This is a genomic window from Brevibacillus sp. JB24b, assembly GCF_051713385.1.
In the GTDB taxonomy this organism is placed as follows: domain Bacteria; phylum Bacillota; class Bacilli; order Brevibacillales; family Brevibacillaceae; genus Brevibacillus_B; species Brevibacillus_B laterosporus.
Genome location: NZ_JBNVQV010000001.1, coordinates 923,954 through 945,148, shown reverse-complemented (window position 1 = coordinate 945,148; position 21,195 = coordinate 923,954). Strand labels below are relative to the sequence as shown.

General features: G+C 40.9%; 17 protein-coding genes. 2 read left to right on the top strand and 15 right to left on the bottom strand.

Annotated elements, in window-relative coordinates; translation table 11 throughout:
- Positions 1–20: 20 nt before the first annotated feature.
- From asbD to ACQV1I_RS04985, 12 genes are all read right to left on the bottom strand, one after another.
- Positions 21–308, bottom strand: coding sequence for a petrobactin biosynthesis protein AsbD (asbD, locus tag ACQV1I_RS05040; protein WP_116332961.1), 288 nt, complete (start codon positions 306–308; stop codon positions 21–23).
- Complete coding sequence (locus ACQV1I_RS05035; RefSeq protein ID WP_116332959.1) at positions 298–1,548, bottom strand: AMP-binding protein; 1,251 nt, start codon at positions 1,546–1,548, stop codon at positions 298–300. The genes asbD and ACQV1I_RS05035 overlap by 11 nt, the downstream gene beginning before the upstream one ends.
- The gene (locus tag ACQV1I_RS05030; RefSeq protein ID WP_116332957.1) at positions 1,542–3,401 is read right to left on the bottom strand and encodes an IucA/IucC family protein; all 1,860 of its coding nucleotides are present in this window, start codon (positions 3,399–3,401) and stop codon (positions 1,542–1,544) included. The genes ACQV1I_RS05035 and ACQV1I_RS05030 overlap by 7 nt, the downstream gene beginning before the upstream one ends.
- A 40-nt stretch (positions 3,402–3,441) precedes the next feature.
- Positions 3,442–5,241, bottom strand: a complete 1,800-nt coding sequence (locus tag ACQV1I_RS05025) for an IucA/IucC family protein (protein ID WP_116332955.1) — start codon at positions 5,239–5,241, stop codon at positions 3,442–3,444.
- A 236-nt stretch (positions 5,242–5,477) separates the two neighbouring features.
- Positions 5,478–7,205 (bottom strand): phosphoenolpyruvate--protein phosphotransferase, encoded by a 1,728-nt coding sequence (ptsP, locus tag ACQV1I_RS05020; RefSeq protein ID WP_116332953.1) that lies wholly within the window; start codon positions 7,203–7,205, stop codon positions 5,478–5,480.
- A gap of 17 nt (positions 7,206–7,222) precedes the next feature.
- Positions 7,223–7,483 (bottom strand): HPr family phosphocarrier protein, encoded by a 261-nt coding sequence (locus ACQV1I_RS05015; RefSeq protein ID WP_018671489.1) that lies wholly within the window; start codon positions 7,481–7,483, stop codon positions 7,223–7,225.
- Between the two features lie 31 nt (positions 7,484–7,514).
- Entirely contained in the window at positions 7,515–9,389 is a 1,875-nt protein-coding gene (locus tag ACQV1I_RS05010) for a PTS fructose transporter subunit IIABC (protein WP_116332951.1), read from the bottom strand.
- A gap of 18 nt (positions 9,390–9,407) precedes the next feature.
- On the bottom strand, positions 9,408–10,319 hold the full coding sequence (gene pfkB, locus ACQV1I_RS05005) for a 1-phosphofructokinase (RefSeq protein ID WP_018671491.1): 912 nt from the start codon (positions 10,317–10,319) through the stop codon (positions 9,408–9,410).
- Positions 10,316–11,071 carry a DeoR/GlpR family DNA-binding transcription regulator gene (locus tag ACQV1I_RS05000; protein ID WP_018671492.1) on the bottom strand — a complete coding sequence of 252 codons (756 nt, stop codon included), beginning with the start codon at positions 11,069–11,071 and terminating at the stop codon, positions 10,316–10,318. Before ACQV1I_RS05000 ends, pfkB begins: the two co-directional genes overlap by 4 nt.
- Positions 11,072–11,585: 514 nt before the next feature.
- Positions 11,586–12,848 carry a PTS ascorbate transporter subunit IIC gene (locus ACQV1I_RS04995; protein WP_094700673.1) on the bottom strand — a complete coding sequence of 421 codons (1,263 nt, stop codon included), beginning with the start codon at positions 12,846–12,848 and terminating at the stop codon, positions 11,586–11,588.
- Between the two features lie 63 nt (positions 12,849–12,911).
- Complete coding sequence (locus ACQV1I_RS04990) at positions 12,912–13,178, bottom strand: PTS sugar transporter subunit IIB (protein ID WP_116332949.1); 267 nt, start codon at positions 13,176–13,178, stop codon at positions 12,912–12,914.
- A 32-nt stretch (positions 13,179–13,210) separates the two neighbouring features.
- On the bottom strand, positions 13,211–13,663 hold the full coding sequence (locus tag ACQV1I_RS04985; RefSeq protein ID WP_116332947.1) for a PTS sugar transporter subunit IIA: 453 nt from the start codon (positions 13,661–13,663) through the stop codon (positions 13,211–13,213).
- Between the two features lie 403 nt (positions 13,664–14,066).
- Here ACQV1I_RS04985 and ACQV1I_RS04980 point away from each other — a divergent pair, with 403 nt between their 5' ends.
- Positions 14,067–16,640 (top strand): glycosyl hydrolase family 18 protein, encoded by a 2,574-nt coding sequence (locus ACQV1I_RS04980; RefSeq protein ID WP_116332945.1) that lies wholly within the window; start codon positions 14,067–14,069, stop codon positions 16,638–16,640.
- A gap of 292 nt (positions 16,641–16,932) precedes the next feature.
- Here the strand turns inward: ACQV1I_RS04980 and ACQV1I_RS04975 are convergent, their stop codons facing one another.
- Positions 16,933–17,592, bottom strand: coding sequence for a DJ-1/PfpI family protein (locus ACQV1I_RS04975; protein ID WP_116332943.1), 660 nt, complete (start codon positions 17,590–17,592; stop codon positions 16,933–16,935).
- Positions 17,593–17,741: 149 nt separating this feature from the next.
- Here ACQV1I_RS04975 and ACQV1I_RS04970 point away from each other — a divergent pair, with 149 nt between their 5' ends.
- A complete protein-coding gene (locus ACQV1I_RS04970) occupies positions 17,742–18,659 on the top strand; it encodes a LysR family transcriptional regulator (protein ID WP_116332941.1) in 918 nt (305 codons plus the stop codon).
- Between the two features lie 144 nt (positions 18,660–18,803).
- On the opposite strand, the gene ACQV1I_RS04965 is transcribed toward ACQV1I_RS04970, so the two are convergent.
- Positions 18,804–19,349 carry a GNAT family N-acetyltransferase gene (locus tag ACQV1I_RS04965; protein ID WP_116332939.1) on the bottom strand — a complete coding sequence of 182 codons (546 nt, stop codon included), beginning with the start codon at positions 19,347–19,349 and terminating at the stop codon, positions 18,804–18,806.
- Between the two features lie 460 nt (positions 19,350–19,809).
- Complete coding sequence (locus ACQV1I_RS04960; protein WP_094700680.1) at positions 19,810–21,171, bottom strand: FAD-binding oxidoreductase; 1,362 nt, start codon at positions 21,169–21,171, stop codon at positions 19,810–19,812.
- Between the last annotated feature and the right edge of the window lie 24 nt (positions 21,172–21,195).

Here is a 21,195-nt window from a genome sequence, read left to right as displayed (position 1 = left end):
GGTACAAAATCGTTAAAAATCTATTGCGTAGGAGTAGGCGATAGAGCAGTAGTATTAACTGGCTGTAACTGCTCGATAAAGTCAAGCAAAGATCCTACTGTAAGAAAAGTACGTGGGTCCAATTCTTTTGCTGGGACCATCAATTGCAATTCTTCCTCAATATAAACAATCAACTGAAGAAGCATGATTGAATCAATCAATAAATCCTCCTGTAATCGTATGGATTCATCTAAGGTGACGACGTGAGTCAATTTTAGCTTCTTGGTCACTATTTCTTTTATCTGTTCCATTCGTTCCTCACGCTTCATGAACAACTTCCTCCATTTCTAACAAGCGACGACTTACTTTACCATTTGGTGTTTTCGGGATCCTTTGTACACAAGTAATTTCAAAAGGAACCTTGTAGGCTGGCAATCTGGGTAAGCACCAATCTCGAATGCTAGAAGGGGTGATACTCTCATCAGCTACGACCATCGCCTTAACTACCTCACCCATTACAGGATGCTGGCCTCTATAAACAACAACCTCTTTTATCCCGTCCATTTTTAAAATCATTTCCTCTACTTCCATAGGAAACACCTTCAAACCTGATACATTAATTACATCATCCATTCGGGCAACAAATTGAATATGGCCTGCTTGCCAATACCCTAAATCCTGTGTATAGATTGTCTTATTATTGATCGTAGCCGTAATCTCCGCCGGGCTATCCATTTCCACTCCTGCTGTAAGCGTCACATGTGATAGAGGCTTTCCTAGATCAACATGAGAGGTCATCTGTTCACTGATACTTATACATCCCGTCTCTGAGCAACCATACTGTTGCATCATCGTATCTGTCATGCCTTGTAGCCTCGTAAATAATTGCTCCGGCATAGGAGCACCAGAGGTCATGATTCGATGAAAACGAACCGCTTCACTAGTAAAACTGGATAAGACGTGGAATAGCAACGGTACCCCATAAACGATGTGCTGTGGTGTCTTTTTAATAACCTCCCAAGCAAATTTGGGATTCTTATGAGTAACCACCAATGGCTTACTTCCTCGTTCCAAAGTAGCCAATACCCCGCAAATCAATCCATAGGAATGAGTAACGGGCGCCATTACTATCGGAACTAAGTCCTCATATGCACGAAATACCTGGTTATATGCTGACATTTCTACGTTGATTTCTTTCCAGCTACGTCTTACCAACTTTGGTTGACCAGTCGTTCCCGAGCTGTATTGATAAACAGAAGGTTCCTGCTCTGTCGCCCCTTCTTGTGGGACCAACACAAAGTTTTCTGGAACATGGTAGATAAGCCCATAGCATTGACCGTCCACTGCCATTTGATAAGCTGTCTTTTCTGGCGTTTCACCATGAATAAGCAGAACCGAAGCACCATGGTCACGTAAATAAAGGACGAGACTAATAATGTCTAACGCATTGGACATGCATAAAGCGTATCTTTTTCCCTCTGGTTGTTGAAAATGGTGCATTCCTAAATAGCTCAGCAGTCGAGAATCAAATTGATTTGAACCGATTTCATTTTCATTGATGATCAACATGGTTTATCACCTCCTACAGGGATAGCTCGCAAGCTTTCTCTAGCTTGATATAGAGCATTGGGTACTTGGTGTACATGCGTCACGTTATCAGAATAAAGGCGTCGCTTAGTTAATTGCTCTGCCATGATGCTTGGAACAAATAATTGAAAAAGCTCAAACCGTTCCTTCAGCTCAGGAAAACGATTTTGGTGCTGCTCGATCATTTGAGCTATTAGCATCCAAAATCTACTTTCTGCAAAATCATAATGTTCAGCCAACATAAGCGCCAATTGGCCTAAATTAATTAAAAATAGCGTTTCTAATGTTAAGTCTCGTACAAGCGAAGGATCGTCCATGTGGAACATGACATTAGGCTCCACAGTTGCATAAAATTCATGTACATTCGCAAAATCCGGACATGCCTCTGGATCGTTCAGATATGGTTTACAATATATCAAGTCCTCATGAAAATCTTTTAATGCAACTCGCACGGGAACCCCTTTGCGATGGATCAGTATCATGTTTTGAGCGTGAGACTCCAGCGCAATCCCATGCTTAACCAGTAAATGGACAACTGGTAGTACACTTTTTTCAACCAATTGTCTCAGCCAATTCTCAATACCATACTCACGTATCCATGGATCAATAAACGGGACTCCATCTAACTCTCTTGCAGATAAAGCATTGAAGGGAACAGCTTCTTCATCAGGCTCCAGGTATTGATGCAGGCTTTCTCTCCACATGCATCCAATCACACCAAACGTCACCATCTCAACCAAATCTGCTGGAGGTGGTGGATCATAGGAAACCGTCGCAAATTCTCCAAGCATAACTAATTTGATCTCATCTTTGAGATATGGGTCTGTATCTCGCATTCCCTTTAACCAACGGGAAATGAGTGGCGCACTAGCAAGCGAATGCGGGGTTAAGTGACGAGCTGCGGAAGTGTTGACTACATTTATCGCTAGCTTCACATAAGGTTTGATTCGATTGCTGCTGTTGGCAAACGTCCGAATTGATTGCTGTGGTCGATAACGATCGTTGGAGAGCCCCAGCTCCACGATTCTTTTGGCATGCAAATCAGCCTGAAAAGCGGGAACGATATGTTTGCGCCACTGCCACGGATGCACCGGTAACATATCATACTCCTCAGGATCGCATCCTTGTTGTACGAAAACCGAACGAAAAGCTTCTCTCTGTTCTACTCCCAATTCATCCAAAAATAACTGCTGAGTCTCCATATCCTGATCTGTTTTTACATGCGCATACTGTTTATGTATGCCTATCCATAATAGCTGCACTTCCTGTTTAAACTCTGGTCCATATGCGTAATGATCAAGGTAATCGAATCCTAGCCGAGATTTGTAGCTAGGGTGATATGGGTGACCGTCCATCAGGTCGCCCTCCAGTTCGTCGTAGCTCTTTCCCCTTAGCCATACTTTCCGTTCTGCCCGACTATACTGTGCAAGTGTATCTTTAAGCAGGGTTTGTTCCAATTCTTGGGCAAACGAGGCTAGCATTTGCTCATTTACGTCTCTTTTGCGGAATATATCCATTAAAAAGCGCGTAATCGACTCTGCCTCTTGCTCCGTCTTACCATCAACACGCATCAGCGGTTTAGATGGTAAAAGCCGGATCATTCCAAATGTAATGGTCCGTCGCGCCCAGCATTGGTAAGCTACTGGTTGGTCATGTTCATCCCACCCCGTGATGGTGATACGTGTAGATGTTTCTTCTAGCTGTGTTTCAGGAGTCAAAATTCCTTCGTAGATCATGGATTCAATACACTGACGAAATACTCTTCTTCGCACCTGCAAGTATTGTTCGGAGCGAATGGCTTCCCCAATGTTCACATCGCAGTCAGTTACTTGCATTACCAAAGCCTCCATTATCAACAGTCATTTTTCCGTTTTGTTAACGTAGCGCCAGTTGGTTTTCAGTTTTGAGTTCTATTTGACGCTTACTTGCTTTTGCAAGCGGATTATCGATCTGAACAAAGATAGCAGAGTTGCTCTCTTCACCCTCTAGTTCATCTACATCATGAAAACGAGTAAGTAAATTCGCCTTGCAAGCAAGCTTTTCTGACGTCAGCAGACTATGTAAAAATTGAGATGGTTCTCTATTTAACGGCAAAAACTCTTGTAACACAGTGCGCATCTCATCTAATAACTGCTGTTCATCTATTAATCCTGCGGTACCAAAGCCATTAATAAGACCAAGCATATGATTAAAAATCAGATAATAACGTAACCGTTCGTCCACCAAGCTGTCTTCAGTTACGTTTTTGCTCGTTTCACCAAGATTAGGAAAATTTCGAGATAACAATTCCTTCATTGATTGACAGTAATAATATCCTTGATTATCCCTGTAGTAAAATTGGCTAGGATATCCGTCCTGAAGCTTAACAATACTATTCTGCTGATGAGCTTCTAAGCCAATTCCCCACTTGAGATAGAGCCATACCATTGGCTTGAGTGAAATTTCCAGATAACGCCGGAACCACTCAAGACTCACCTCTGATGGCGTCCGCCCCTCCTGCCTCGCAAGCTGTAAAATAATCACAGCCAGTCTACTTTGTTGTCCAGGTAATGGGTCCTGAATTAAAGCAGCGAGCACTGTAGTATTGTTAGCCTCACTACCCTGAAAGGGATTATGGCGTAAGATGACCTCAAATCCTGACTCATCCTGCTCGTCCAGCTTGAGTGTGATATAAGCGGGATCGTGTATAAAAGCAAATCCTGGGTATTTTTTGCTCATATCCTCCGCAATTGTATCCAGTACCTTTTTTGCCTCTACTCCACTTTCTAACTCTGATCGTTTGTTAACACGTAAAGAATTAGTCACCTTAACAGGAATAGAAAGCTTTATCATAAAGCTTTTATCTGGATGGTAGACCGTTCGCAATGAAGAAGTAGCTTGATAAAATTCACCTAGAGGGCCTAGATTGTGCAACAAACCACGCTTGATGTACTTCTGAACGGAGTGTTGATCCAACATCCATTCCGCTTGTAGCGGATGCAGAGGGATAAGTGAGTAATTTTCATTCCTTGCATATTGTCTAATCCCGTCTCGATCTAGCACTTCCTGCCCTAGCTCTGCTTTGATAATCTCGGTAGCAGATTGTTCGAATCCCGATCCTTCTAAGACTAAAGAGTGATGGGCCGCAAAATAGTGTAAAGGGAAGGCTCCTTTTTGCTCTGGCGAAAAAATAGCCTGCTTTGTATCAGGAATTCCTTGCCGACTCTTTGGTGTAGGATGGAAAAGGTGTCCAAAGAGTAAAGCTTGCTCAGCCGTAATGAAATCCATTTCAAAGCCATATAGCTCTTCCCCGTCGTCATAGCGAGCTGCTAAGTATCTCTCCATATTTTGGCAGCTTTGAATAACTCGCAATACCAGCTCGTCTGGTACTGCCTTCGTTCCATGCTGTAACGACAGTTCCTTAACCAATAATACAGTCATCGTGACATAATCAGCTTCAACTACTGGTGCCTCTTCTCTACTCTGATAAAAGGCAGGATAGTCAAATAGATGCCTTCCTGTCGGCGATTGATAGCTGGCCTTGACGTATAAATCCATTTTCTGAGACACCAACGGCACATGAAGATAATTTTCTCCATTTGTCGTCATCCACCTACCGTTTCCTGTTTCCCGGAGATAGCAGTTCAGAAAGCTTTGCATAGCTGCGTGTTCGGCAATATCTTTAACATGCTTCATATTGCATCTCCTTTTGCTTGCTACGCTTTTTTTACCAAAGAAGTAGATATTTAGGTTTTTTAATAAAATTTGAAAGTACTCACATATAAATGTAAACGATTATCATTATCAATACAAGAGAAAAAAGGGATATTTTTCATTTTTTATGTAAAATATCTACAAAAATTTCTACCGACTTATTTGTAATAAAAAAACAGGCCATTGAGAGTTATCTCAACAGCCTGCTTACGTTTTTCTTATAACTTGTCCAATACATTAGTCTTGATGTAATCACGAATTTCTTCGCCACTTTCCAAGCTAAGTACGTGCTCAGAAACAGCTTGAAGTTCCTTATAGCTTAGTTGTTTTAGCATATGACGTGCACGCAATACAGAAGGTGCACTCATGCTAAATTCATCAAGTCCAAAACCAAGAAGGATTGGCAATGCATATTCCTCTCCTGCCATCTCTCCGCACATACCAGCCCATTTGCCTTCTTTATGAGCAGCATCAATCACGTTTTTAATCAAACGCAATACTGCTGGATTATACGGATCATACAGGTAAGAAATTTGTTGGTTCATACGATCGCATGCCATGGTATATTGAATTAAATCATTTGTACCAATACTGAAGAAGTCAGCCTCTTTTGCCAATTGATCAGCGATGACAGCTGCTGCAGGAATTTCAATCATCATTCCCACTTCAATCTCCTCGTTAAAGGCAATACCTTTACCGCGAAGCTCTACTTTTACTTCTTCTAAGATTGCGTTTGCTTGACGCAGCTCTTTTAAAGTAGCGATCATTGGATACATAATTTTAATGTTACCAAATGCGCTTGCTCGTAAAAGGGCACGCAATTGCGTTTTAAACAAGTCCACTTGATCTAAGCAAATGCGGATCGCACGGTAGCCTAGGAACGGGTTCATTTCATGCGGCAATTGCAAGTATGGAAGCTCTTTATCTCCACCGATATCCAACGTACGAATAACTACAGGACGGTTGTTGTCCATCGTAAGTGCTACGGCTTTATATGATTCAAATTGTTCTTCCTCAGTCGGGAAGTTATCACGGCCCATGTACAAGAATTCTGTACGGAACAGACCAATACCTTCAGCGCCTGCTTTATCAGCTACTTCAGCGTCATGAGGGTTACCGATGTTCGCAACTAATTCAACATGATGACCGTCTTTTGATACAGATGGTTCATTGACTAATTGTGCCCATGCAGCTTTTTGTGCCTCGTACTCTTCTAATTTTTTCTGGTACGTAGCAATGAGCTCTTGCTCAGGATTTACGTATACATCACCTGTCTCACCGTCAACAATCAACATATCACCGGTTTGAACTTTCTCTGTGATATCGTTAAGACCAGTAATCGCAGGAATTTCCATCGTGCGTGCCATAATTGCAGAGTGAGAAGTACGACCACCAATATTGGTTACAAACGCTTTCACTTTGCTCTTATCAAGTTGTGCGGTATCGGATGGTGTCAGGTCATGAACAACCAGAATTACTGGTTCTTTGGAATCACCAACCAAAGTGTCTTCCACACCAAGCAAGTTCTTTAGAATTCGTTGGCTTACGTCACGCAGGTCTGCTGCACGCTCGCGCATATATTCGTTGTCCATGCTCTCAAACATACCTACGAACATGTCACGAACATCTTCTAAAGCTGCTTCAGCGTTCACTTTATCATTCTCGATGTTACCTTCCATTGCTCCAACGAATTCTGGATCTTCCAGAAACAGTTGGTGAGCTTCGAAGATTTTTGCTTCTGCTTCCCCAATGTCACGAAGTGCTTTTTGTTTAATCACTTCTAATTGGGAGTTGGTTTTGTTCAAAGCCTCTTTCAAACGTGCCACTTCCGCAGCTACTTCATCCGCTACAAGTGTTTTACGTGTATAAGAGAGGGTTTCTTCTACCTTTACCAAAGCTCGACCAAGAGCGATCCCTTGGGCTGCTGCAATACCTTTACAAAGCAAGACGGATCATCTCCTAACTATTCTTTTGCACTTTCTAGGATCGCGCCCAATTCCTCAAGAGCTTGAGCTTCGTTTTCGCCACTTACTTCAAGTACGATTTCATCGCCTTTTTTCGCTGCAAGTGTCATAACACCCATGATGCTTTTGCCGTTAATTTTTTTTGTGCCTTTAATTAAATTTACATCGCAAGAGAAAGAAGTTGCCTTTTGTACGAACATTGTTGCTGGACGAGCATGCAAGCCAGCAGGGTTTTGAATTACGCAAGTTTTTGTTAACATGGAATATTTCTCCTTTTTCTCGTTAATTTAGTTATTCATGAACTTCTTTTTTTAGTATATTGATCATCAAGGCAGTAATCAATGTCCCTACCAAAATTGACACAATATACATCCCAACATTACCTACAACTGGAAGAACAAACATTCCTCCATGAGGAGCTGGTAGTGTACATCCAAAGAACATCGACAAGCCACCTGCTACAGCGGAGCCCAGAACTGTTGCCGGAATTATGCGTGTTGGGTCAGCTGCTGCAAACGGAATTGCACCCTCCGTGATGAAGGAAGCTCCTAAAATATATGCGGTTTTACCTGCTTCTCTTTCCTGTGCAGTAAATTTCTTTTTGAACAAAGTCGTTGCCAATGCAATTCCTAATGGAGGTGTCATACCAGCAGCCATTATTGCTGCGTGTGGACCATAGTTTCCTGCTGCAATCATAGCGATACCGAATGTAAATGCTGCTTTATTCACAGGACCGCCCATATCAACAGCCATCATGGCACCGATTACAATACCAAGAATGACAGCATTTCCTTGTCCCATATTACTTAACCAAGCTGTTAACCAGTTATTAAGTGCTGCGACCGGTTGTGAAACAACGCCAAGCATGACTAGACCTGTTAGCAAAATACCAAACAACGGGTACAACAGAGTTGGTTTAATACCTTCAAGAGACTGAGGCAAACCAGAAAACACTTTTTTCAATCCTACCACCAAATAACCTGCAAGGAAACCAGCAATTAATCCACCTAAAAATCCAGAGCCTGTTTCCGCGGCTAGCCATCCACCAACTAAACCAGGGGCTAAACCTGGTCGATCAGCAATACTCATGGCAATATAACCCGCTAATACAGGGATCATCAGTTTGAAAGCGGAACCACCACCGATGTCACTCAGCAGCTTGGCAATCGGGCTAAAAGTGGGATCATTCGGATTGGCTGCATTAATCCCAAACATAAAGCTAATAGCGATGATGATACCTCCACCAACCACCAATGGTAGCATGTTGGATACACCGCTCATCAAATGCTTGTAAAAACCTGATCTGCCTGACTTATCTTCAGAGGAATCTGCGGAAGACGTGCCACCTTGGTAGACTGGGCCATCTTGATTTATTGCTCGTGTAATCAAGTCCTCTGCCTTACGAATTCCATCAGCTACCGGCACTTCAATCACTACCTTGCCCTTAAACCTGTCCATATCGACCTGTTTGTCAGCAGCAACGATTACCGCATCTGCCTGTTCAATCTCTTCAGATGTCAATTTATTCTTTGCACCACCGGAACCATTTGTCTCTACACGGATGGCTATGCCCATTTCTTCTGCCTTCTTTTTCAAAGCATCGGCTGCCATATATGTGTGAGCGATCCCTGTTGGACAAGCTGTCACGGCGACAACTTTTACTCCTCCTGTTTCACCTGGTAAAACAGAGGGCTCCTCTACATTATGACTTTCCTTTTCTTTTCTCGCAATCATTTTTAATAATTCTTCCTTGGTCGTAGCCTGAGTCAATTCTTGTCGGAAGGACTCGTCCATGAGCATTTCAGACAGGTGTGCCAAGGTTTCTAAGTGCGCCTGGTTAGCATCGGCAGTAGCTGCAATCATGAAAAATAAATGCGATTTTTGTCCGTCCAATGCATCGTAATCTATTCCTTCACGGGAGTAGCCAAACGCAATACTTGGTTTTTTTACCGCTTCGGTTTTGGCATGGGGAATAGCAATTCCTTCACCAATTCCTGTTGAAGCATGAGCTTCACGAGCTAATATTGCTTCTCTCATTCCTTCTTTGTCGTTCAGGCAATCTGCTTGGTCCAATTGGTCAATCAGTTCTTGAATGACCTCTGCCTTGGAGGTTGCAGATAGGTGCATAACAATAGTATCTGCTCGCAGCATGTCTAAGATACGCATTTCCTTGTCCCCCTGGTTCTATATTTTTGCCACTTGGATGGTTGGCAAGTATTTAGCAATAGTCGTTGGTGTACAAAAACCTTCGGACAAAGCTGTTGCTGTACCACAAGCAATCGCAAATTGAAAGGCTTCTGCCTCTTGCATCTGCTCGCTTTTAGCGTATAAAAATCCTGCAACTACAGAATCTCCGGCTCCAATCGAATTAACAGGCTTACTCTCGGGAAATTGGGCAACATAAGCGCCTTCCTGATTTACAAAGACCGCTCCTTTGCCTGCCAAAGAAACAATAACGTTCTCCACTCCCTGATCAACTATTCGCTTGGCATGCTGATAGGCTTCTATCGGTGTGGCAATGGTTACTCCACACAATTCGCCTAGTTCATGATGGTTGGGTTTGATAAAAAATGGCTTCTTGGTAATGCCCCTTTTTAGAGCATCTCCACTAGCATCTAGTGCAATTTGCAAACCTTTATTTGCAAGAACGTCCATCATTGTTTCGTAAGTGTCACTGTTAAGGCTTTTAGGTACACTACCTGCTAACACTAAATAATCATCTTTGTGCAAACTCTGGATTTGGTCCATCAATTGCGCAAATGCTGCGGCAGGAATCTCTGGGGAAACACCACTGATATCTGTTTCTGTCTCCGCTTTCATCTTGACGTTAATTCGTGAATCTCCCTCTACTTTGATGAAAGAAGTTGATATATCAAGCGCTTCCATTTCCTGAGCAATAAATTCACCTGTAAATCCACCAATAAATCCGAGAGCCACCGATTCTTTTCCTACATTCTTTAATACTTTAGAGACATTAATTCCCTTGCCTCCAGCCATTTTTATTTCTTTTGTTGCTCCGGTAATTCTTCCTACTTGCAAGCTTGGCAACCAGATGTGATAGTCTATCGAAGGATTAAGACTTACCGTATAAATCATAATTTCACCACTTTGCATCTTGTTAGTTTTCTTACTTTCTCTGCTTCTGCCGGATTTATGCGATCATCTGTAATAATCATCGCTTCGTTTATATCCGCTACTTTGGCAAATGTCACCTCTCCATACTTTTGTGAATCGCACAGCACATACTTCTCATCTGAATAAGAAAGCGCCAATTGCTTGATATAGGCCTCCTCTGGATCAGGAGTAGTAAAGCCATGTGTGAGATCAAAGGCATTCATACCAAGGAAGCATTTATCAAAGCGATATTGCCCCATCCCGGTTGCAGCCCCTCTACCAATCACGGCCATCGTACCTGCTTTTAACTCACCACCGATTAAAATGGTCTTACAATCATATTGTCGAGCAGTCAGGGCAATATTAAGACCGTTCGTAACAATTACGATCTGCTTAGCTGTGATGTGGGGAATCATCTGTTCTGTTGTCGTACCTGCATCTAAATAAATGGAATCCTTATCCTTGATAAGAGAAGCGGCATAAGCAGCAATCGCTACTTTTTCCTGTTCACTTTTCTTTACTTTTTCTAGCACAGTCGGTTCTTCGAGTTTGCGATGCAAGATAGAAGCCCCACCATGAACACGTTTTAAATAACGTTTTTCTTCTAACTCACTTAAATCCCGACGAATAGTTGATTCAGATGCATTCGTGGTATCTACCAATTCATGAACAGTAACCACTTCTTTTTCTTTGAGCAAAGCCAAAATGAGTTGATGTCGTTCTGGAGTTAACATTCAATTGTCGCTCCTTTAGTAAAAATCACATATTTGATCGATTGTGATTAATTTACGATCGTTTTTAATTGTTTGTGATTGTTTTTGATTATATACATAATTCTTCTACAAATCAACTGTAAGCTCTTACAAATATCGTCCATTTCTTGACAGCCTATCATTTGCTTGCAAAACTTGGATGTCTGTCATTTTTCATTTGCAAAGAGAAATATGCTTTTGCACAATTTGCACGGTCATTTTTATAGCCCTTGCACAGTTGCCATTATAATAGGAAGAAACTCGTTTTTTTAATTCAAAAAACAGCTTTAATCATCTAGGAATAAAGCTGTTTCTCTTGTATGTTCACCCTATTTTTATACCTGTATTTCACTTAAATGTTGCAAACTTCCCCCAATAAATACCTGCGTGGTCTCAAACATACATTTTTTATTTGAAATTTTGGTCCTTCAATTATCAAAAAAGCTAGTTTCACATAACGTGAAACTAGCCTACTAGTATTTGTTACCTTTTTTATCTATTGAAACAACGTAATCATTTTTCCAAGAATAATCCCTACAATTCCAAAGTCAGCATCACCAAACGTAGAACCTTCAAAACCTAGTCCACCCAGTACCGGTAATAATAGAGCTGGTAAGAGAGAGATCAATAACCCATTTACAAAAGCACCGATGATCGCACCTCGTCGTCCACCTGTAGCATTTCCGTAAACACCTGCGGCGGCACCTGTGAAGAAGTGACCTACAACACCAGGAACGATAACCTTAAGACCAATCACTGGCAAGATAAACATGGCGATTAGACCTGCCACAAAACTAGCTAGGAAACCAATAATAACGGCGTTTGGTGCAAATGGAAATATAGTTGGGCAATCGAGCGCTGGTTTTGCATTTGGTACAATTTTATCGGCAATCCCTTTAAAGGCAGGAATAATTTCTGCAATCAACATCCGTACCCCAGCTAGAACAATATACACACCAGCTGCAAAAGTGATTGCTTGAATAAAGGAGTATACAATGAAGTTTTGTCCGTTAGAAAGTTGGGTCTCGATAAAGCTTTGCCCAGCAAATGGTGCAATAATCAAATACAAGAGTGCCATCGTCAAAGAGATAGAAATTGATGTATCACGCAGGAAACCAAGAGATTTTGGAACTTTAATATCTTCTGTAGATTTTGCTTTATTGCCAAACTTTGCTCCAATAAAGCCAGCTGTTACGTATCCAAATGATCCAAAGTGACCCATGGCGAAATCGTCAGAACCGGTTACTTTACGTGTATATGGTTGTGTAATCGCTGGAGATAAAACCATCAAAGCTCCCAATAAAACCGATCCAATAATAACTAACGGTGCACCAGTAAAACCACCTGTGGATAATACTGCGGATAACAAACAAGCCATGAACAGCGTATGATGACCCGTTAAGAAAATATATTTAAACGGGGTAAAACGTGCAAACAAAATATTAGCTACCATTCCGAAGAACATGATCATCGCTGTTTCTTTCCCAAACGTCTGTTGAGCAATGGCTACAATCGCCTCGTTGTTTGGAATAACCCCGTTAATATGAAAAGCTTCTGTAAATATTTTGCTAAAAGCGTCTAAAGAGCCAATTAAAATGCTAGCTCCACCACCTAGGATAATAAAGCCCATAGTGGTTTTCAAAGTACCTGCGATGATGTCAGCAATATTTTTCTTTTGGAGCAACAAGCCGAATAAAGCGAAGAGTCCGACCAAGATCGCAGGTGTTCCTAAAATATCGTTCATCAGAAAATCTAGCATGGGCAATCCCTCCACTTTTCTTTTTTCATGGTGCAATAAAGAGGAATCCAAACACTTCTAGCGTTAGAAGTGTTTTTTCAGGACTTGACGAATTTCGTTTTGATCCAAAATGTTTGTTAATCCTTCAACAACACGTGAACCATCTTCAAGATTTCCCACGATATCTTTAGAGCCTAGATATAGATCAGCTCTCTCTGTTTTGCTAGAAGCCAAATCGGTATGTGATACTTCCGCTTCAATGCCTAACTCACCTAGAATCTTTTTCACGTTCATTTCCACAATAAAACTACTTCCTAGACCGTTTCCGCATACCACCAAAATCTTTTTCATAAATGATTCCTCCTCAAATGTAATTGTTATATTTACTGATTATTTTTTACCTGAATAAGCTGAAAAACCTCTTCGATAGAATCTGTTGTTAACAGGGTTTGTAAAGAATTTGGATCAGATAATACTTCTGTTAATTGAGATAGTGCACCTAAATGGGAGTCATTATCCGTAGCTGCCAGCACAAAGAATAATCTGACCTGATGCTCTGCTTTTTCTGAAAAGGAAACCGGTTTATGACATTTCAGAAAGCTCATGCCTACTTTATTTACGCCATTCTCAGGACGCGAATGAGGAATCGCAATGTCTGGTGCAATCACTATATACGGCCCCAGCTCCCTCACATTATGAATCATAGCCTGAATGTAGGTGTCCTGAATGCTTCCATCATCTAGTAATGGCTGAGCAGCTAAGCGTATAGCTTCCTCCCACGTAGGGATTTCTTCAATAACTTGAATGTGGTCTCTGGTTAATAGTTCACTTAGCATGGTGATCCTTTAACCTCCTTCTCCATGTCCCAGTGTTTCTTAGTGCTTCATTCTTGTTAGCACTATATCTACATCTTAATAACAAAATTAATGTTAGCGCTTTCTATACATATTTTATAATTATATCAATCGCTTTATGGCTTTATTATATCGCCTAGCTAGTGAAAGTTTTAGTCCAAATGTTCGTTATGCATTTGTGCAAGAATTAGACTGGAAGTTTTCGAATCATTGCACGAAACTTTACTCAGGTCTCTACTATCTTTTTCTCACAAACTGTTTCATTTCACAAAAATACACTTTTCATTTAATTCAGTCTATTGTATATTTAAACGAACCAATCTAAAATAAACAACAATGACATGAACTGAACTAAGTAAAAAATGAAAGTTAGGAGATGAAAAAGATGTATCTACGTATTCCTGCTATTCGTTCAGTCAGAAAATTCAGTTTTTTGTTGTTAGCCTTCGTGCTTTTTGCAAGTATCTTCCCGGCAATTCTATCAGCTAAGGCATCTGGAGCAACGATTTGCTCTGCTGCATGGGACAGTAAAATGATTTACACAGATGGAAAACAATCTTCTTACAACGGCCATGAATGGAAGGCAAAATGGTGGACACAAGGTGAAACGCCAGGTACCAGTGATGTATGGCAGGACCTTGGTGCCTGCTCTACAGATCCCAGTACTCCACCTGATCCTTCTAACACTCCCCCTACCGTCCCTACCAATGTAGCTGTAACAGCAAAAACCTCTACAAGTGTCTCTCTTACATGGAATGCTTCTACCGATGACAAACAAGTGATAGGCTATACGGTTTATTTTAACGGCGGTTTGGAAGCGGTTACAGAAACCAAAGCTACGATCACGAATCTGACCCCCAATACCACATACACGCTCACAGTAAAGGCAAAAGATAATCAAGGATTAGAATCTGAGGCTAGTCAAGGAATCGAAGTCACTACAGATAAAGACACTTTACCACCTGATCCAGCAGTGCCCTGCCGTCCAGCAGGTCTATATGATTCTGGCGTAAAAAACATTCCTTATTGCCAAGCATATGACCAAGATGGACGTGAAAAGCTAGCTAATGATTCAAAGCGGCGTATAATTGGTTACTTTACTAGCTGGAGAACAGGGAAAAATGGACAATCTAAATATTTAGCTTCCGATATCCCATGGAAAAATATAACGCATATTAACTACGCCTTTGCCCATGTTGACAGTAGTAACCGCATATCTGTTGGTTCTCCTACTGATACAACGAATCCAGCGTTAGGTATGACTTGGCCGGAGTATCCGGATGCATCTATGGACCCTTCCTTACCCTATAAAGGTCACTTCAATTTGCTAACACAATTGAAGAAAAAAAATCCTGGCGTAAAAACCCTTGTTTCCGTTGGTGGATGGGCTGAATCAGGTGGTTACATTGATGAGAGTGGAAAGCGAATTGCTTCTGGAGGCTTTTACACGATGACAACGAATGCAGATGGTTCTGTTAATCAGACTGCAATTGACACATTCGCTACCTCTGCTGTTGAATTTTTACGCAAATATAATTTTGAAGGAGTAGACATCGACTACGAATACCCAACTACAATGAACCAAGCGGGCAATCCATTAGATTGGCAATTTTCCACACCACGCTTAAAAGGGCTAATGGCAGGCTATGACGCCTTATTAAAAACCTTGCGAGTCAAGCTGGATCAGGCATCCGCTGAGGACGGGAAATATTATATGCTAACCGTGGCATCCCCCTCTTCTGCTTATTTATTACGTGGAATGGAATCCTTCCAAGCCTTGAAGTATCTGGATTATGTGAATGTAATGTCCTATGATCTTCACGGAGCATGGAATGAATTCGTTGGCCCTAACGCTGCGTTATTTGATGATGGAAAAGATGGAGAGTTAATCAAATACAACATCTATAATACACCTCAATATGGAGGTATTGGCTATCTCAATACAGATTGGGCTTACCATTACATGCGTGGGATGATGCAGGCAGGACGAATAAACATCGGGGTTCCCTACTATACTCGTGGCTTCCAAAATGTTGTGGGAGGAACAGATGGATTATGGGGAAAAGCTGTAGGCAAAAATTGTCCAACTGGACAAACCACTTGCGGTGATGGTGCTACAGGTATTGATAACATCTGGCATGATAAAGATGAGAATGGCAAAGAAGAAGGGGCAGGTTCAAATCCAATGTGGCATGCCAAAAATCTCGAAAAAGGGATTGCTGGCTCCTATTTGAAGGATCATGGGATTGTAAATCCAGTGTTGACTGGTACCTATAAGCGTAACTATGATTCTACTCTTGTTGCCCCATGGCTTTGGAATGCTGAGAAGAAAGTTTTTCTATCTACTGAGGATGAACAATCTATTAGTGCCAAAGCAGATTATGTAATGAAAAATGGAATTGGTGGAATCTTGATCTGGGAAATGGCAGGTGACTACGACTGGTACAAGGATCGCAATGATGGTAAAGGAGAATACTACATGGGTTCTACTTTAACGAAATTGATGCATAGCAAATTTGTGGCAGCAACGCCGTACGATACTTCGAACAGCAAGACCCCTCTTCCAGCCGATAAACTAGCCCTACAGATAGAGGTAACTGGATTTCAACTAGGCGATCAAAATTACCCAATCAATCCTACGCTAAAAATAACCAATAACAGTAATCTAACGATCACAGGTGGCTCTGTCATTGAGTTCGATGTGCCTACTTCTACCTCAGCCCAATTTAGTAGCTACAGTGGGGATAGTGTAAAACTGATTTCTGCTGGTCATACGGGGCCAAACGTTGGTGGATTAAAGGGTGATTTTCACCGTGTGGCAGTAACCATTCCTACCTGGAAATCAGTAGCTCCTGGCCAAAGCATAGATATGAGCATCGTCTATTACGTGCCAATAAGCGGGCCTACCAATTATACCATTACAATTGATGGCAAAAAATATGGCATTACAGATAAGTAGGAATTTGAGTGCTTTTGCCGATATGACTGAGTCTGGAAATTGATGATGTGAACTGCTCTAAGCCCTATTTGACACGCACAAAGCCGGTATCCTTGTATGGAATACCGGCTTTTATTTATTTTTTCCTTTTAATTTCAAATCTTATCTTTGATAAGTAGTTATATAATCCTCCTTCCCGGCATAGCCTTAGTATTTTGGAGGGACATCGCTTTATCGTTATTTTAGTTGTTTGCCGCCTACAATACCTTCTCCACTATTGCAGGAGTTTAATAGCACTTAACTACAATTAGTTTTAATTCTGGAAATATTCAATATCATTTTTGTAATTGTCATAAGCTACTTTATACTCCATAACGCGAGCTACTTCAGAGATAAAGGTTTCATCATAGCCGGCTCTTCTCAACAGATGAAAGCCCATTTCCATACCAGAAGCAATACCACCTGCGGTCACAATTCTGCCAGCGTCGACTATACGAGCACGGCTGATTTTGCAAGCTGGTGCAATCTCAGCTAATCGATCGATTGGTACCTTGCCCATGTCTGTAGCCTCCAAATGATCTGGCTCTTTCCGATTGGTTGCAGGAATACCATCCAAGAGTCCCATCCTACCGTAAATCCATGAACCCGTACATACACTTGTAAGCAAAGTTGTTTCAGGAAGAGATTGAATATATTGATGTAATCGTTTATTATTCGTTTCCTGACGTGTGCCAAAGCCGCCAGGAATTAAAAATGCATCCAAATCAGGCATATCATTGAAGCTGTAATTAGGATGTACAGTAAGACCTGCTTGAGTCTGAATTGGTTTCATAGCGTCTGCTACAAGAAAAACATCCAATTCAGGATCAAATCTTCTTGCTACCGAAAATACCCCGTACGGAGCTGCGTAATCAATAACCTCTGCGTCTTTGAAAACATACACACCCAATCTAAATCCTTGCTTTTTATTCATAGTTTGTTTCCTCCTTTGGATTATCATACTTTGTGGAATCGTACTTTCTTCTGTACGAGAGTTACTATATCATTGAATTATCGATTTTACTTATGAATGTTTACGATACAATCCATTTCGCTTTTCGATATCAAGGAGGTTGTTATACTATGATTGAATTACTAGAAGGGAAGTTTTTTAAGACGTTTATTGCAGTAATGGAAGAAAAGAGCTTTAGTCGAGCCGCAGAGAAATTAGGCTATGTTCAATCTACTGTAACTACTCATATTCAGTTATTGGAGCAAGCCTGCAATCAAAAATTGTTTCATCGACTATCCAGAGGTGTAAAACCTACAGAAGCGGGTGTTAGACTTGCTACATTTGCGTATCAATTTATACATTTAGGTATGTCCTTAGAGCATGCAATGAACGAATTGGATCAGCCGCAGGGAACGATACATATTCGTATGCAGGAATCCTTTTTCTTAACACGTATGTCCTCCTTTATCCAACAATTTATTAATCAATATCCACGGATAAAAGTAAGACTAGAAGCGGGATTTCAGCCGGATATTCTGAAGAGGGTTTTAGATCACGCTGTAGATTTTGGTATTGTTCCGCAAAATCCCCATCGTAATGATCTTATTTTTTATCCATTACTAGAGGAAAAGTTAGTTTTTATTGCCTCAGATGCATTGATACAAGGAGTTGAATCTAGTGGATTGAAGGCTTTAAATGATGAAATCCTAATAAGTTTCGGCAAGAGCTGTTTATACCATACTCAGGCTAGTAAGATTTTGCAGGAAGCTGGAATTGAAGGGAATAGTGCATTAGAGTTTCCAAGTATCGACATGATAAAACAATCTGTGAAATGTGGAATTGGTTTTGCATTACTTCCAGAAATATGTGTAAGAAAAGAACTTGAAGAAGAAGATTTCAAAACGTTGCCATTATGCCCGCCAATTTTCTCGACACACGGACTTATTGTCCATAAAGATCGGGAATTACATTTCCCTGCCAAATTATTTAAGTCTCAAATAGTTGATCATTTTTCTACTGAAACCCTCCATGCTCACAAAAGATTTTAGCAGGACGATTTGAATTTATCTGGCTAAATCGATGAACTTGATTTTGATACAAAGATATGAAAATAAGGGAAAAAAAATAGAGTGCCTCCAGTAGCTTCAACTGGTTATCGCACTCTATTATGTATCCGACCGTTTTATAAGGGATCATTCACTACATCTTCCCATAACAATGGTGTTATAGTATTTACCGTCAGAGTGGAGCTTGTCTTTTTTTAATATCCCTTCTATTTCAAAGCCAAGCTTTTTATAAATCGTAATGGCTTTATCATTTGTTTCTAAAACATTCAAAGTGATTTTTTTAATACCATTGGAATCAGCCCAAAAAATCGATTCTTTTAAAAGATTTTTCCCCATACCGTACCCCCAAAAATCTTTTAATACGCATACTCCGAATTCTATTTTGTGAGAGAATCTCTTCAAATGATTTCCTTCGCATCGTGAAAACCCGACTATCCGATCATGAACTACTGCAACTAAAAATAAGTTCCTTTTATTTTCAGTATCTGTTTTAATTATTCGTTCAAAACCTGGTACATCTATGAACGCCTCTCCTTTTTCTCTGTCTAAATTTTCGGTCTCTCCATCAATCTGTAATCTTAATTCTGACAAATCTTTTGCATCCTTTTCGATTGCAGATCTAATCGTATAATTGATCCCGTTCACACAAAATTCTTGTTTGTTAATGATCATGATATACTCCCTTCATAAGTAAGTTGATTCAGAAAATAAAACAAGGGGGATACGTTGTAATGTTTTAATTTTCTAAAGTTCATATCTAATAATCTGTCCCCGTTTGCCAAGTCCCAATATCTCAACTAATCCGAGAATTAGTTACTCCTTGCAAGGTAATACAGGCAGGCCCCGCCTAAAAACGCAAATAAGCTCCCTCTCATTTTTTCTCTCCCTCGCTTAGATTCTCTATTATTAAATAATAATCCATATTTTTTGGAAAGGACATATGTCCTCAGCTTGTTAAAATTGCATCTAAAGGGTGGTTTGTTACATCTTTCGAGTTTATAGCTTTGACAACAGATGACAGAAAAAAATAGAACTCTTCTCAAAGATAATCGAGAAGAGTCCTCTATATATTATACGTATAAACAGCACATGCCAGAAGGATACCCTATCAGTATCCCTCGATCATTGGTCACTAGCTGAAAATTTTTCCTGGATTTAAAATACCCTTAGGATCAAAGGCTTTTTTGATTGTAGCCATTGCATGATATGCTTCGCCGTGCTCTGTTTGCTGGTATTTTCGTTTACCCAGCCCTACTCCATGCTCTCCCGTACATGTACCACCTCGTGCCAAGGCGTATTCAACTATACGGGTATTCGCCTCCTCCGCACGTGCCAGTTCTTCAGAATCAAGTGGATGTAATAAAATCAACGTATGGTAATTACCATCACCGATATGTCCAACCACTCCGCCCTCTAATTTTAAATCCTGTACGATTTGTTGGGCATTGTGTACTGCACCAGTCAGCTCGGATAACGGCACACATACATCCGTCGTCATCACACGCTTACCTGGTACGGAATGGGCAAAGGCGTAGTACAAATGATGCCTAGCCTCCCATAATTGCGCCCGAGCTTTTGAATCTATCTCCTGCTGAAACTGAAGGCATCCTTTATCTAAAGCTAGCTCTCTAGCAAATTGTGCATCCTGCACCAATCCTGCTGTATTTCCATGGAACTCAATGAATAACGTAGGTGTTACTTCGTATGATGTATTCTTGTGACTATTAATTTTTTGAATGGATAATTGATCTACTAGCTCAATTTTAGCAACAGGTATCCCTACAGAGAGAATGGTCACCGCTGTCTGGACAGCACTTTTTACATCAGGAAAAGTAGCTCTAACAGCCATGATTTCTTCAGGGATTCCGTAAACACGTAAGGTTAGCTCTGTAAATACACCCAATGTTCCTTCTGAACCAACAAATAGACCATTTAGATGGTACCCAGACGATGATTTTGCTGCTAAACCACCGGTATGAATGATGCTTCCATCAGCTAACACTACCTCTAAGTCACGTACCTGATCACGCATAACACCATATCGAACCGCAGTAGTCCCACTGGCATTTGTCGCTGTCATTCCACCAAGCGTAGCATCTGCCCCTGGATCAACAGAGAAAAACAAACCGTATTTTTTGAGTTCTTTATTTACTTCGGTTCTGGTTATACCTGGTTGGACACGTATCAACAAATCATCTGGTCGAATCTCTAAGATCTGATTCATTCGTTGAAAATCTAAAGATATTCCTTTGTGTACAGGGATCGCATGTCCTTCTAAGCTACTTCCGATACCAAATGGGACCACAGGTATCTCACGGTCATTCGCAAAAGCAAGCAAACGTGATACATCCTCCCTGGATTCAGGAAACACCACTACATCAGGTAAGACAGGCATGTGATATGATTCATCCTTACTATGTAATTCCAAAACGCTCTCACTTACAGAAACTTGATCATCTCGAAACAGTTGCCGCAAATCATTTAGGTAATTCATTTGAATTCCTCCTAATTGCTTTTG